This is a genomic window from Actimicrobium antarcticum (assembly GCF_039536745.1).
Classification (GTDB): Bacteria; Pseudomonadota; Gammaproteobacteria; order Burkholderiales; family Burkholderiaceae_D; genus Actimicrobium; species Actimicrobium antarcticum.
Genome location: NZ_BAAAZE010000005.1, coordinates 334,813 through 349,070, shown reverse-complemented (window position 1 = coordinate 349,070; position 14,258 = coordinate 334,813). Strand labels below are relative to the sequence as shown.

The 14,258-nt window shown below is 59.9% G+C and carries 9 protein-coding genes and 1 tRNA gene; 7 read left to right on the top strand and 3 right to left on the bottom strand.

Translation table 11 applies throughout. The features are described from left to right. Positions 1-168: 168 nt before the first annotated feature. From ABD720_RS04360 to ABD720_RS04345, 4 genes are all read left to right on the top strand, one after another. Positions 169-5,283, top strand: a complete 5,115-nt coding sequence (locus tag ABD720_RS04360) for a diguanylate cyclase (protein ID WP_344762009.1) — start codon at positions 169-171, stop codon at positions 5,281-5,283. A gap of 155 nt (positions 5,284-5,438) precedes the next feature. Beyond that, a complete protein-coding gene (locus tag ABD720_RS04355) occupies positions 5,439-5,798 on the top strand; it encodes an HPF/RaiA family ribosome-associated protein (RefSeq protein ID WP_344762008.1) in 360 nt (119 codons plus the stop codon). A gap of 327 nt (positions 5,799-6,125) precedes the next feature. Beyond that, positions 6,126-6,608, top strand: coding sequence for a DUF2062 domain-containing protein (locus ABD720_RS04350; RefSeq protein ID WP_344762007.1), 483 nt, complete (start codon positions 6,126-6,128; stop codon positions 6,606-6,608). Between the two features lie 105 nt (positions 6,609-6,713). Next, on the top strand, positions 6,714-7,172 hold the full coding sequence (locus ABD720_RS04345) for a hemerythrin domain-containing protein (protein WP_344762006.1): 459 nt from the start codon (positions 6,714-6,716) through the stop codon (positions 7,170-7,172). Between the two features lie 123 nt (positions 7,173-7,295). On the opposite strand, the gene ABD720_RS04340 is transcribed toward ABD720_RS04345, so the two are convergent. Continuing rightward, positions 7,296-7,381, bottom strand: a tRNA-Leu gene (locus ABD720_RS04340). Between the two features lie 143 nt (positions 7,382-7,524). Beyond that, positions 7,525-8,382, bottom strand: a complete 858-nt coding sequence (locus ABD720_RS04335; RefSeq protein ID WP_344762005.1) for a hypothetical protein — start codon at positions 8,380-8,382, stop codon at positions 7,525-7,527. A gap of 322 nt (positions 8,383-8,704) precedes the next feature. On the opposite strand from ABD720_RS04335, the gene ABD720_RS04330 reads away from it, so the two are divergent. The 3 genes from ABD720_RS04330 to ABD720_RS04320 all read left to right on the top strand — a co-directional run bounded on the left by ABD720_RS04330 (position 8,705) and on the right by ABD720_RS04320 (position 12,540). After that, the gene (locus tag ABD720_RS04330; RefSeq protein WP_344762004.1) at positions 8,705-9,391 is read left to right on the top strand and encodes a haloacid dehalogenase type II; all 687 of its coding nucleotides are present in this window, start codon (positions 8,705-8,707) and stop codon (positions 9,389-9,391) included. A gap of 101 nt (positions 9,392-9,492) precedes the next feature. Next, positions 9,493-11,715 (top strand): malate synthase G, encoded by a 2,223-nt coding sequence (locus ABD720_RS04325; protein WP_344762003.1) that lies wholly within the window; start codon positions 9,493-9,495, stop codon positions 11,713-11,715. A gap of 627 nt (positions 11,716-12,342) precedes the next feature. Next, complete coding sequence (locus ABD720_RS04320; RefSeq protein ID WP_344762002.1) at positions 12,343-12,540, top strand: hypothetical protein; 198 nt, start codon at positions 12,343-12,345, stop codon at positions 12,538-12,540. Between the two features lie 408 nt (positions 12,541-12,948). On the opposite strand, the gene ABD720_RS04315 is transcribed toward ABD720_RS04320, so the two are convergent. Continuing rightward, entirely contained in the window at positions 12,949-14,235 is a 1,287-nt protein-coding gene (locus ABD720_RS04315) for an O-acetylhomoserine aminocarboxypropyltransferase/cysteine synthase family protein (protein ID WP_344762001.1), read from the bottom strand. Between the last annotated feature and the right edge of the window lie 23 nt (positions 14,236-14,258).

Here is a 14,258-nt window from a genome sequence, read left to right as displayed (position 1 = left end):
TTTTCGGAAGGTCTTTGTGGGCGCATCAAACGCTAGATGTAGAATGGCAACATTCTATTTGGAGAGTCGTCCCCGCCGTTGTTCACGATGCCGTGAACGCAGATTAAATTGTGTGCAATCGATATCTCTCCAGGTGTCAACACACGCAAGTCAGTAACAGGAAAAGACGTGGGCGAACTTCACGACTATGAAACGACGGAGCAATTGCACAACAGCGCGCGCTCACGGGTATATCGCGCCATCTCCAGTCAGAACAGCGCGCCGGTCATTGTCAAAATCCTCAACAAGCAATGCCCCTCCCCCCAGGAAATCGCTCGCTTCAAGCGTGAATACGCCATTGCGCGCGGCTTCACGACTGCCGGCATTGTCCGTCCGCTGGCACTGCAGCAGCAGGCCGGCTACTGGACCATGCTGCACGAAGACATCGGCGGCCAGTCACTGGACAAGGTCTTGCTCGGCTACAAAGCCAGTCACCCGTCGGATACCAGAACCGCCTTGCCACTGGTCGATTTTTTCGAGATTGCGCTGCAATTGTGTGATGTGCTGGACGTCGTGCACGGTCATAACGTCATTCACAAAGACATCAATCCCGCCAATCTGGTCTGGAACGGCAAGGTAGCCCGGCTGCAGCTGATCGACTTCGGTATCTCTTGCGAGCTGGGCCAGGAAACCCAGGGCCTCATCAATCCGGCAACGCTGGAAGGCTCGCTGCATTACATGGCACCGGAGCAGACCGGACGCATGAACCGCATCGTCGATTATCGCGCCGATTTCTATGCCCTCGGTGCGACCTTCTATGAGCTATTGACCGGACAGCCGCCCTTCCCCGTCGCCGACGCCATGGAACTGGTGCATTGCCATATTGCGCGTATACCCGACTGGTCAGTGCCGGCGCTGGCCAATCTGCCGGGACCGCTGCTGGCGATCGTGCAACGCCTGCTGGAAAAAAACGCCGAGCAGCGCTATCAAAGTCTGCATGGCCTGAAGAGTGATCTGGCATTGTGTCGTGCGATATCGCTGGAACCGGATCGACGCCGTGCGCCATCGGCAGGCTTATCGGACCATCGCGGCAAATTCGTCATTCCGCAAAAGCTGGTTGGCCGCGAATCCGAGGTCGACGCACTGATGGCCGCGTTCGAGCGGACCAGCAACGGCCCCAGTGAAATGCTGCTCGTCGCTGGCTACTCGGGCATCGGCAAATCGGCTGTCGTCAATGAAGTGCACAAGCCGATGGCGGCGCGGCGCGGCTGTTTTGTGGCGGGAAAGTTTGACCAGTACCGGCGCGATGTGCCCTATGCATCGCTGATCGAGGCATTCCGCGAATTGATCCGTCAGTTGCTCGGTGAACCCGATCAGCAGGTGCGGCAGTGGGCCGACAAGTTGCGCGCTAGCTTGGGTGCCAGCATTGGGGCGATGGTCGAACTGCTACCGGAACTGGCCCTGATCGTCGGCCCCACCGAGTCCGTGGCAGAACTGCCGCCGGTCGAATCGCGCAACCGGCTGCATCGGGTGTTCCAGCAGTTTGTTCAGGTATTTTCGTCGGCAGCGCATCCGCTGGTGCTGTTCCTCGACGACCTGCAATGGGCCGATGCGCCGACACTGAAAATGATCGACCTGTTCGTGCGCGAACCGGACGACCGCTATCTGCTGGTCATCGGCGCCTACCGCGATAACGAAGTCGCTGCCGGGCATCCGCTGATGGCGCTGTGCGAGCAGTTGCGCAAAGCGGAGGTGCGACTGTCGACGATCACGCTGGCGGAGTTGACCGAACAGCAGGTCGCGCAACTGCTGGCGGAGACCTTGCATGTGACGACCGACGCATGCGCGCCGCTGACCCGCCTGTGTTATCAGAAAACCCGCGGCAATCCTTTTTTTCTGGGCCAGTTCCTGTCGGCCATCCATGACGCAGGCCACTTGCAGTATCGCCATGCACAGAACGACTGGCAATGGGACCTGGTGGCACTGAACAACGCCGACTACACGGACAATGTGGTGCACCTGATGCTGGCAAAAATCCAGCGCCTGCCACCGCAGACCAGGCATCTGCTGCAACTGGCGGCCTGCGTCGGCAACCGCGTCGCGCTGGAAACACTGGCCATCGCCACCGCCATGACGCCGTATCAGACCCAGCAGGCGCTGTGGCCGGCGCTGCAGGCAGGGCTGATTCATCCGCTGGATCAACACTATAAATATCTGGCCGAGGACGAAGCCGACGCGATCGACCGGCCGACAGAAGCACAGGCCACGTCACGCATCGCCTATCGCTTCCTGCACGACCGCGTGCAGCAAGCCGCGTATGCCGTGGAGAGCGCCAGCCAGCGCCAGGCAAACCATCTGCACATCGGTCGCCTGCTGGTTCAACACGCGACACCAGAGACACGCGAGCTGCAGCTGTTTGCCATTGCCGAGCAGCTCAACGCAGGCCGCGCCCTGATCAGCCTGCCCGCAGAACGGCTGCAACTGGCACGAATGAACCTGTGCGCCGGCATCAAGGCACGCAGTTCGGCAGCCTTTCAGGCAGCGCTGCACCACATGCGCATCGGGATCGACTTGCTACCGGACGACGCCTGGCAACAGCATGCCGAACTGTCGCTAGCCCTGCACTTGGGCGCAGCAGAGGCGGCCTATCTGTGCGGCGAATTTGCCGCAGCCGACGCCATGTATCCGACCGTACTGGCGCACTGCACGACACCGCTGCAACAGATCCGCTGCATCACGATTCAGGCCCAGCAGTATCAATTGCAGGGACGCCTGCCCGACGCGATCGCCATTCTGCGCAACGGATTGCATCTGTTGCAGATCGATATCTCGGATGATCCCGACATACTGAAAACCGGTATCCCCGTCATCCTTGCCGAAACCAGGCAGCTGCGCGCAGGCCGCAGCATGGATGATCTGCTGCTGGCCGACGACATGCAGGACCCGACCGCGCTGGCCACGATGCAAATGATGCGGGGCCTGTGGCTGGCCAGTTATTACGCCGGCCAGCAGGACTTGAGCGTGTTGATGGTGCTGTCGATGACGCGCTTGTCGCTGCAAAAAGGCACCGGCGATTTCAGCGCAATGGCCTATGTGGCGTACGCATTTTTTATCGCCTACTCCGATCACGATCCACATAGTCACGACATCGGCGCGATGGCGCTTGAGCTGGCCAATCGCCGCACCGATTTGCATGCGCGCTCCCAGACCTGCCTGATGTTCGGCGCCATGATCAACCACTGGAACCGTCCGCTGCGCAGTTGCGACTCGCTGTATGACGAGGCATTTCAGTGGGCGCTCGATGGCGGCGACTTCGTTCAGGTGGGTGTTGTGGCCGCAGTGCGCGCGACCGACCGGCTGATCATGGGCCACTACTTGCCCGACCTGCTGGAATCCACCGAACGCGATCTGGTGCAGATGCGCAGCAATGGCCAGATCGACATGGTCGACTGCATCATCGCCGGCGCAGTACAGCCGATCAAATGCCTGATGGGGCTGACCAGCAGCAATAGCAGCAACAGCAGCAGCAGCTACGACGATGACGCTTTCAACGAAGCCCGCTTCCTGGCAACCTACGGCAGCTCCCGTCTCTATCAGGCCTATTTTTACCAGGGCAAAATCCGCAACGCGTATCTGTTCGACAGTGCCGATGCCGAGGCGCTGGCCGACCATCACGGCACCGTCATCCAGATCCTGCGTGGCCAGGCCAAGACACCCGACACCACGTTTTATGCCGCACTGATCTGGATGCGCCTTTTGCGCCGCAATCCGCAGCGCGCGGATGCCCACGGCCTGCGCGCCCGCTTCGATACCTTGCAGGCCGGGCTTGCCGGATGGGTCGGTCAGGGCAACCACGACCTCGCCGCCCGGCATCTGCTGACGCTAGCGGAACTGGCACGCCATGAACACGATGTGCCGCTGGCGATGCGCCATTACCGCGAGGCCATCGACACGGCGCGCGCGACCGGGTACATCAACATTCAGGCACTCGCCAGCGAACACTATGGCGAATTCTGGCGCGATCAGGGCCAGCATCGATTGGCCGGCGTGTTCCTGCAGGACGCCGTCGCGCTGTATCGTCAATGGGGTGCCGACGGCAAGGCGGCGCAGTTGATAGCACTCCATGCCGACCTGCAGGAGACCGCATCCGAACGGCCGACAAGCATTAGCCTGGCCGGGTCAATCGGCGGCGGTGCGATCAATGCAGCACTCGATCTGGCCTCGATTCTCAAAGCCGCACTTGCCCTGACCCATGAAACCGGATTGCGCAATGTCTTGCAGCGACTGATCGGGATCGTGCGCGAAAACTCCGGTGCGCAAGTCGCGCGACTGCTGTTGCACAGCGAAGGCGCCTGGTATCTGGAGGCCGACATCACCAGCGATATCGTCTCGGTACTGCAGGCGCGACCGCTCTCGCTGGATGCCGAACATGACCCGCAGTTTCCGTTGTCGCTGTTGCGCTATGCGGTACGTACCGGCGATGTGGTCATCGATGACGACATCGCGATCTCGCCGCGCTTTGCCACGGACCCGTATGTGCGGGCGCATCGTCCACGTTCCGTACTCTGCTTGCCGATCAAACAGTCAGACCAAGTGGTCGGCATGCTGTACCTCGAAAACAATCTGGCGGACGCGACCTTCACGTCGGAGCGCGTCGAGTTCCTGCGCTTGCTGGGCGCACAGGCGATGATCTCGATTGCCCACGCGCGGCTGTACGACAGCCTCGAACAGCGGGTCGCCGAACGCACCGCCGAACTGGAAGACGCCAACCGCAAACTGGCCACGCTATCGGCCACCGATGGCCTCACCGGTCTGGCCAACCGCCGTCAGTTCGACGTCATCCTCGACAGCGAACTGGCGCGTGCCCGACGTACCGGAGAAACACTGGTCGTCATGATGATCGACGTCGATCATTTCAAGCAATACAACGACTGTTACGGCCATCAGGCCGGCGACGAGTCCCTGAAAATAATCGCCCGCGTACTGCAGGCAGCAACACGGCGCACCAGCGATCTCGCGGCACGTTATGGCGGTGAGGAGTTTTCAATCGTCATGGCCAACACGGATGCGACCGCTGCGCTGCAACTGGCCGACGCCATGCGCATGGCGATCGAAGAACTCGCCATACCGCACGAACGCTCCGGGATCGGCAAGGTCACGATCAGCGCCGGTGTCGCTGTCAGGTCGCCCGATCGCAGCAGTGGCGCCCACAGTGACGCCAGCAGTCTGCTGCGGGTGGCCGATGATGCGCTTTACCGGGCCAAGGACAGCGGCCGCAATTGCGTGGTGATGGCGTACGTCTGAGCCTCGGAGCGCGTCATGACGGCTCGACCCGATCAATCTGGCAGCACCGAACCAAAACCGTTTTACCGAAGCAATCATAAGGTTTCATCAGGTTTTCAAACCATAAAAATCGGCAACACTAGGGACTCCTCAGTGAACGATGAAAGGAACACCTCATGGACGTACAGATGGTTGCCCAGGAATTCTCCCTCACCCCCTCATTGCGCCAGCATCTCGAACGCAGACTGGCGTTTGCGTTCTCTCATGCGAGCCGCCACGTGATGCGCATCGTGGTCCGACTGCGTGACCTGAACGGTCCGCGTGGCGGCCGCGACATGGTCTGCCAGATCAGCGTGACGATGCCAGGCCGTCCGGGCATGGTGATCCGCGAAGTCAACGACAACATGTATCAGGCGATCGACGGCGCAGTAAGGCGTGCCGCCTACCGTGCGCGTATGGTGACCCGCCGCAGTCCTGGCTCACGGCATCGCATGACGGCACCAGATGAACCGGCCGATCAGCAATCAGAGCAATAATGGCGGCGGCGGACCTGTCGGTACATGGTGCCAAGTGTCAGGGCTATCGGTCTGATTCGACTGATCGCTTCTGCATTGAATACTGTCTGCCCCCTTGCGCCAAAGTCCACTCCTTGCCATGAACGGACGCGTCGAAGGAGCGCATCGCGTAGCCCTTCGACCAGCCCGCTCCGCACGACCACATGACAGCATGCCTGCCTGCAAAACACATGGTGACCGGCGCCCCCGCAGCACCCGCCGTGCCACAACCCGAAATGGAGTAAGCCGATGGCAACAACATGGCGTGACAGGTTGCGCAATTCGGACATGATCCGGAACCACCCTCAGATGGCGCGATTTCTCGGCAACAACACGCCTCAATTATGGATACCAAGACGACGCTCGGTCGCCCTCGGCGCGGCCATCGGCGCAGTGGTCAGCATCGTTCCACTACCCGCACAGACACTGATTGCGGCCCTGCTCGCAGTGCGCTTCAAGGCGCATTTGCCGACCGCCGTCGTAGTGACATTCCTCAGCAATCCCCTGACCGCCTTGCCACTCTGGGGCCTGGCGTGGATGCTGGGCGCGTTATGTCTGGGACATCCTGTTGGCTGGCCGGCACTGTCCTTCTCGACCAGTGGCGCCGAATGGCTGAGCTGGCTGCAGGGAACGGGACGGCCACTGCTGCTGGGCATGCCATTGCTTGCGGCACTGCTGGGGATAGCGTTTTTCGGGTTGACGCACATGGGATGGCGGCTTGCCGTAGTGCGTCAATGGCATGGCCGGCGCGCTGCGCGGGTACTGTCCGAGGGCCCCTTGCGGCCCAATTGATATACCTCAACAGTCGGCCAAACACTGCTGCCTATGTTTGAAACCACACATACAACCACAAAAGAGCGCTCGATAATTCAGGCTCCATCCAACCGAGGAGTCACCATGAAGGCACAGTCAAAAGACGCGATAGCCATGCTCACCGCCGACCACGAAAAGGTCACCGCATTATTCGAACAGTTCGAAGCGCTCAGCGACCGCTCGACCGCCTCCAAAAAGAAGATCGCCGACCAGATTTGCTCGGAGCTCGAGATCCACGCCGAGGTCGAGGAGCAAGTCTTTTATCCTGCGGTCCGTGGCCCGGTCAAGGACGGCGATCTGATGGACGAGGCGCTGGTCGAGCACGCCAGCGCCAAGGAGCTGATCGCGCAGTTGATGGAAATGGATCCGGGCGACGATCTCTACGATGCCAAAGTCAAGGTGCTCTCCGAGCAGATCAAGCACCATGTTGGCGAGGAAGAGGGAGAGATGTTCCCGAAAGTACGCAAGGCAAAGGTCGATCTGGTTGCGCTGGGCGAGGAGATGCAGGCCTTCAAGACAAGGCTGGTCACGGCGAGTTCCTGATCATCGTTTAAAACAGCCTGCCCCATTCATCCGGACCGGCAACCGCACAAGACAACAAAAAACCCGCAGCGCTGTGTGCAGTGCGGGTTTTGCGTTTTTTGTAGCCAGGACGGTCAGCTACGTTGGTGCCCGGGGCCGGACTTGAACCGGCACGACCATAAGTCGAGAGATTTTAAGTCTCTTGTGTCTACCGATTTCACCACCCGGGCAGCGCTGAATTGCAACGACAGCATCAATGTTTGATACCGCGTCATCGCCAAGCGAAGCGCCCGATGGTATCACAACCGATCCCGCGTAAGCGCTTCTGCAACGAGGTTTGCGCCATCCGCCACACGCCTGCGTGCAGGTCACGTCAAAACCGGTAATTGACTCCCACCCTGATGACCGGGTAAGCACGAAAACGCTTGAGCTTGTCGTTGAGACGCTGGTCTTCGGATGCCAGCAAGATGGAAATCATCTCGCAGGCGCGGCTGGGCAAGGTACAGTTTTCGGCACTGGTGCGCGACGTCGGCGAACCCTGGAACAAAATACCGACATCACTGGAAAGGCCCCAACCCTTGCCGTCTTTCAGCGCATTTCCCCAGCCCATGCCCAGATACGGCGAAACCGGCTGGAAATCGATCTTCCCTTTCAGACCGCCGACCTGCGACACGTTGTAATCCACACCTTGATAAGTGAATGACGTGAATGGCAATCCGCCGATGCCGATGCCATCGACGTTGGCATACGTTCCTTGCGCCTCGATCTGGTTGCGGTTGAAAACCACGCCTGACGTAAACCGGAAATTGCTATCCCACGGAAACCAGTCCAGCAAGAAATCGAAGGTACGCAGCTTCAGGTGCAGATTCCAGTCGACATATTTTGTGTTGGTCGAAAAATCGACATTATTAAAGTAATTGACGCCGATCCGTGCGTTCATCTCGGAATTGATGGCACCGACTCCGTGTATGGCCAACCCGGTCGTGCCGACCAGCAGGCTGATTGCCTTGCCAGTCGGTTTGCTGGCTGGCATATTCAGCGACCTGGCGACTGGCGCGCCAGCGGGTTGGGCTGAAGGCGATGAATTCATCATGCCGTCCGATGGTCCCGTCGGCAGTTCTGCCGCGAGTCCATCCGCTAAGCCGGGTGGCGTGTCGGCAGCATGTGCAGCGAGCGTCATGTAAAAAAACAGTCCGGAAAATGTCACTGAAAAAGTTGGGGGTAGTCGCACGCAGGCTCCTTGATCGCGAAGGGGATTCGACTGTGCAACCGGCACAGCAGCGATAACGCCAGCGTCATCTTTAAAGAAGACCTGTTGCCATTTCTGAAGTTTCTCTGGTTGAATTGAGCGTCGTCAGCAATCGCGTCGATCACGACATGCAGTTCGATCACGTCCGCAAACAACGGCGTCCAAAACCACATCCTTCTGGCAGAAGCGTCTGGCCCTACCGCCATCTATGTCAAAAAATCACAAATCAAGTGACCAAACGGATTACCTGCAACGTTTTTGTTTGCTTATACTGCAGGCCACCCATACCAACAAAATTCCCCCCATGACACTCCAGGCAATCGTCTTTGATGCGTACGGCACCTTGTTCGATGTGTATTCGATCGGCGCGGCAGCAGAACAACTTTTCCCGGGCAAGGGCGACGCACTGGCCGCGCTATGGCGCGACAAGCAGATTGAATACACGCGCTTGCGCACCATGTGTTCGATGTACAAGCCGTTCTGGGAAGTCACGCAGGATGCGCTGGTGTTTTCCTGCAAGAAGCTGGGACTGGAACTGAACCTGGATGCACAGCATGCGCTGATGGCGCAATACGCGATACTGCAACCCTTTCCGGAAAACCTGGAAGTCGCACAACAATTGCAGCAACAAGGTTTTAAACTGGCGATCCTGTCGAACGCCAATACCGAGATGCTGGAAGTCGCGGTCAAGGCTGCCGGGATGCAATCGCTGTTCACGCATTTGCTGTCCGCCGACAGCGTGCGCAAGTTCAAGACGGCGCCGGAAACCTACCAGCTGGGCACCGACCTGTTTGGCATTCCCGCAAAAAACATCCTGTTCGTGTCGAGTAATTGCTGGGATGTCTGTGGTGCCAGCTGGTTCGGCTACACCACGTTCTGGGTCAACCGCGCCGGGGCGCCACTGGAAGAACTGGGCGTCACGCCGCACGGACAGGGCAGCTCGCTGAAGGATGTTCTGGCGTTTGCATTGCAGCATCGCGAGCCGGCTTGAGGTGTATTTGATTTAGTACAAGACATATCAGGGATGCCGGCCAACAAGGTTTGGGATGGCATCCATTTCTTTTTAATTACGACAACCAACGAGGTTTCACCATGACTGCACGCACCACCTGCAACCAGCTTCAAGTCGCCACCGTACTGTACCGTTTCATCGAAGACAAAGTCCTGCCGGGCACCGGCCTCGACAGCGCCAAATTCTGGCAAGGCTTCGACACACTCGTCCACGACCTTGCGCCCAAGAACGCCGCGCTGCTGGCCGAGCGTGACCGTCTGCAGACCGAACTGGACCAATGGCACCGTGCCAATCCGGGCCCGATCACCGACATGCCGGCCTACCGCGCCAAGCTGGAATCGATCGGCTACCTGGTCCCGCGTCCGGACAACGTCACCATCACCACCAGCAATGTCGATGCCGAACTCGCGCTGCAAGCCGGGCCGCAACTGGTGGTGCCTATCCTGAACGCTCGCTATGCACTCAACGCCGCCAACGCGCGCTGGGGTTCGCTGTATGACGCGCTGTACGGTACCGACGCCTTGCCGGAAACCGACGGCGCCACCCGTGGCGGCAAAGGTTACAACCCGATTCGTGGCGCCAAAGTCATCGAGTTCGCGCGCAACTTCCTCGACCAGGCAGCGCCGCTGGCTACGGGTTCGCATCGTGATTCGACCGCGTACCAGATCGTCGACGGCAAATTGTCCGTGACCCTGAAAGACGGCAGCATCAGCGCCCTCGCCGACGCCGCCAAGTTCGTCGGTTATCAAGGCCAGCCAGCCACGCCGACAGCGATCCTGCTCAAGAACAATGGCATGCACATCGACATCCAGATCGATACCAGCACCGCCATCGGCAAGGAAGACGCGGCCGGTGTGTCCGACCTGGTGATCGAGTCGGCCCTGTCGACCATTCTCGACCTGGAAGATTCGGTTGCCGTGGTCGATGCGGATGACAAGGTCGTCGCGTATGACAACTGGCTCGGCATTCTGAAAGCCACGCTGGTCGAAGAGGTCAGCAAGGGCGGCAAGACCTTCACCCGTACGCTGAACCCGGACCGCAAGTACACCGCAGCCGCCGGCACCACTGATGCCAAAGACGGCATCGTCACCCTGCATGGCCGCTCGCTGCTGTTCCTGCGCAATGTCGGTCACCTGATGACCAACCCGGCCATCCTGCTGGGCAATGGCCAGGAAATCCCGGAAGGCATCCTCGACGCCGTCGTCACCGTGACGATTGCACTGCACGACATCAAGCGCAAGGCTGGCCAGGAAATCGGCAACTCGCGCACCGGCTCGGTCTACATCGTCAAACCAAAAATGCATGGTCCGGCTGAAGTCGCCTTCGCCAGCGAAGTGTTCGGCCGTGTCGAAGCCCTGCTCGGCCTGCCCGCCAATACCGTCAAGCTAGGCATCATGGACGAAGAGCGTCGCACCAGCGTCAACCTGAAAGCCTGTATCAACGAAGCCGGCGCACGCGTGGCCTTCATCAATACCGGCTTCCTGGATCGCACCGGCGACGAAATGCACACCGCGATGCAAGCCGGTCCGATGCTGCGCAAGGGCGACATGAAAACCAGTACCTGGTTGACCTCGTACGAGCGCAGCAACGTGCTGGTTGGTCTGTCATGCGGCCTGCGCGGACGTGCCCAGATCGGCAAAGGCATGTGGGCCATGCCGGACCTGATGGCCGCCATGCTGGAACAGAAAATCGGGCATCCGAAAGCCGGCGCCAACACCGCATGGGTCCCGTCGCCGACCGCCGCCACGCTGCACGCGCTGCATTACCACCAGGTCAATGTTGCCGAAGTCCAGAAAGAGCTGGAGAAGATCGACGCCAACCCGGAAATCGACAAGTTGCTGAACGGCTTGCTGCACATCCCGGTCGCCACCAATCCGACCTGGTCCGCCAGCGATATCCAGCAGGAACTCGACAACAATGCCCAGGGCATCCTCGGATACGTGGTGCGCTGGATCGACCAGGGTGTCGGTTGCTCGAAAGTGCCGGACATCCACAACGTCGGCCTGATGGAAGACCGCGCCACGCTGCGCATCTCCAGCCAGCACATCGCCAACTGGCTGCTGCACGGCATCGTCACCGAAGCGCAAGTGCAGGAAACCCTGCAACGCATGGCGGCCGTGGTTGATGCCCAGAACGCCGGCGATCCGCTGTACCAGCCGATGGCACCGCACTTTGATGGTTCCGATGCTTATTGCGCGGCGCGGGATCTGGTCATGAAGGGGCTGGAACAGCCTAGTGGTTACACCGAGCCGTTGCTGCATGCATGGCGCTTGAAGGTCAAGGCCAAGGCTGCTGCGAAGTAATTCGCATCGGTTGTGCCGAATGAAAAACGCCTCGACATTCGAGGCGTTTTTTTATGGGTGACAGGTGCGCAACCCCACCCGCAGCTCGGAGGTTGGGCTGCGAAGCCCAACATGCGTCAGGTTGCTTTGCGGGTCGCCACGACGCGCGGTCTGCGGTGGCTAAAACGGTTTGCGCTCCGTCGCGATCACGCCGGGGGCGGCCCGGCAGTCGGTCCTTTACGCGGCGGCGTTGCGGATTTGGGTCGTAGGTTGGGCTGCGAAGCCCAACATGCGTCAAGTTGCGTTGCGGGTCGCCACAGCGCGCGGTCTGCGGTCTGCGGTAGCTAAAACGGGTTGCGCTCCGTGGAGGCAAGCCGGGTGCGGCCCGGCAGCCGGTCACTTCTTTTTGCTTCGCCAAAATGAAGTAACCAAGAAAAAGGCGACCGCTAGACCGCTGCCCTGCGGGTTCCCAAATACCGTGCCCGGTCAGGGGGAGACCCGCAAACTCGCTACGCTCAGACAGTGCGGGCCTCTTATCCCCTGCCCAGTCACGGTATTTGGCAGCGGCCTTTTATGCGGAATTCAAGGTCAAGACCAAGCCCAGCCTTGGTGATTGGTTGATGGCCAGGCTCGCTTTGCGCGAGAGCGATGGTTTGTAAAAGCCTTGTAGGTTTTGAGTTTGGCATTGGTTTTGATACTGAATTTGAAACTGGTTTTGACGTTGGTTTGGACGTTGGTTTTGAACTCGATGTCGCTCACGACGAGGAAGTTTTCTCGCGCAAAGCGAGCACGACCATCAATCAATCTCCAAGGCTGGGATTGGTTTTGACGTTGAATTCCGCGTAAAAAGATCGCTGCCAAAAACGGGGTACGGCAAGAGGATAAGAGGCCCGCACTGTCTGAGCGAAGCGAGTTTGCGGGCTTCCCTCTTGCCGTACCCGGTTTTTGGGAACCCGCAGGGCAGCGGTCTTGCGGTCGCCTTTTTCTTGGTTACTTCATTTTGGCGAAGCAAAAAGAAGTGACCGGCTGCCGGGCCGCTCCCGGCTTGATCGCGACGGAGTAGAAACTTTTTTAGCTACCGCAAGCCACAGACAGCGGACGGCTGACAGCGGACTGCGAGCCGCCAATCTCGTCGGAAGCTTGACGCAGGCTGGGCTTTGCAGCCCAGCCTACCGGCAAACGGCACGGCATGCAGCCCATTGCGCCGCACACTCCACTGGCGCAGGTCCCGGCATCAACCACCCCGCACCCCGGTCACGCCATCGCCAGCGCCTGATCCAGATCCGCCAGCAAATCGTCAATATGCTCGATCCCCACCGACAACCGCAGCATGTCTTCCGACACCCCCGCCTTGAGCAGTTCGGCAGGATTCAATTGCCGGTGCGTGGTCGATGCCGGATGCGTCGCCAGTGATTTCGCATCGCCGATATTGACCAGCCGGGTGAACAATTGCAGCGCATCCAGCACCCGCGCACCGGCTTCACGCGGCGCACCCTGATCCGCCGAACGCAAGCCGAACGACAGGATGCCGGAGGCTCTGCCGTTCATGTATTTGCAGGCCAGCGCATGGTCCGGATGATCTTCCAGCCCGGCGTAATTGACCCATGCCACTGTCGGGTGCTGCTTCAGGTGACGGGCAATCGCCAGCGCGTTGTCGCAGATCCGGTCCATCCGCAAGGCCAGTGTTTCGATCCCCTGCAGGATCAGGAAGGCATTCATCGGCGAAATCGCCGCACCCATGTTGCGCAGCGGGACCACGCGGGCGCGGCCGATGAACGCTGCGGCACCGAGGGCTTCCGTGTAGACCACGCCGTGATACGACACATCGGGTTCATTGAGCCGCTTGAACCGTGCCTTGTGCTGCGCCCACGGAAACGTACCGCTATCGACAATCGCCCCACCCACGCTGGTGCCGTGGCCGCCGAGGTATTTGGTCAGCGAATGCACCACGATGTCGGCACCATGTTCGATCGGTCGGCACAGGTACGGACTTGGCACCGTGTTATCGACGATCAGCGGAATCCCGTGGGCATGGGCGATCTCGGCCAGGCGCGCGAAGTCGGTGACGTTGCCGAGCGGGTTACCGATCGACTCGCAAAAAATCGCCTTGGTCCGGTCATCGATCAGCGCCGCAAACGACTCGGGCTGGCGCGCATCGGCGAAGCGGACTTCGATGCCCATTTGCGGCAGCGTATGCGCGAACAGGTTGTAGGTGCCGCCGTACAACTGGCTGGCCGAAATGAAATTGTCTCCGGCTTCGGTGATGGTCTGGATGGCATACGTGATGGCGGCCATGCCGGAGGCCACTGCCAGCGCGGCAATGCCACCTTCGAGCGCCGCAACCCGCTTTTCCAGCACATCCTGGGTCGGATTCATGATGCGGGTGTAGATATTGCCGGGCACTTTCAGATCGAACAGATCGGCACCGTGCTGGGCGTTATCGAACGCATAGGCCACGGTCTGGTAGATCGGTACGGCAGCCGATTTGGTGGTCGGGTCGGGCGAATAGCCGGCGTGGACGGCGAGGGTTTCTAGTTTCATTTTTTTCCTGACGAAGGTGGGCG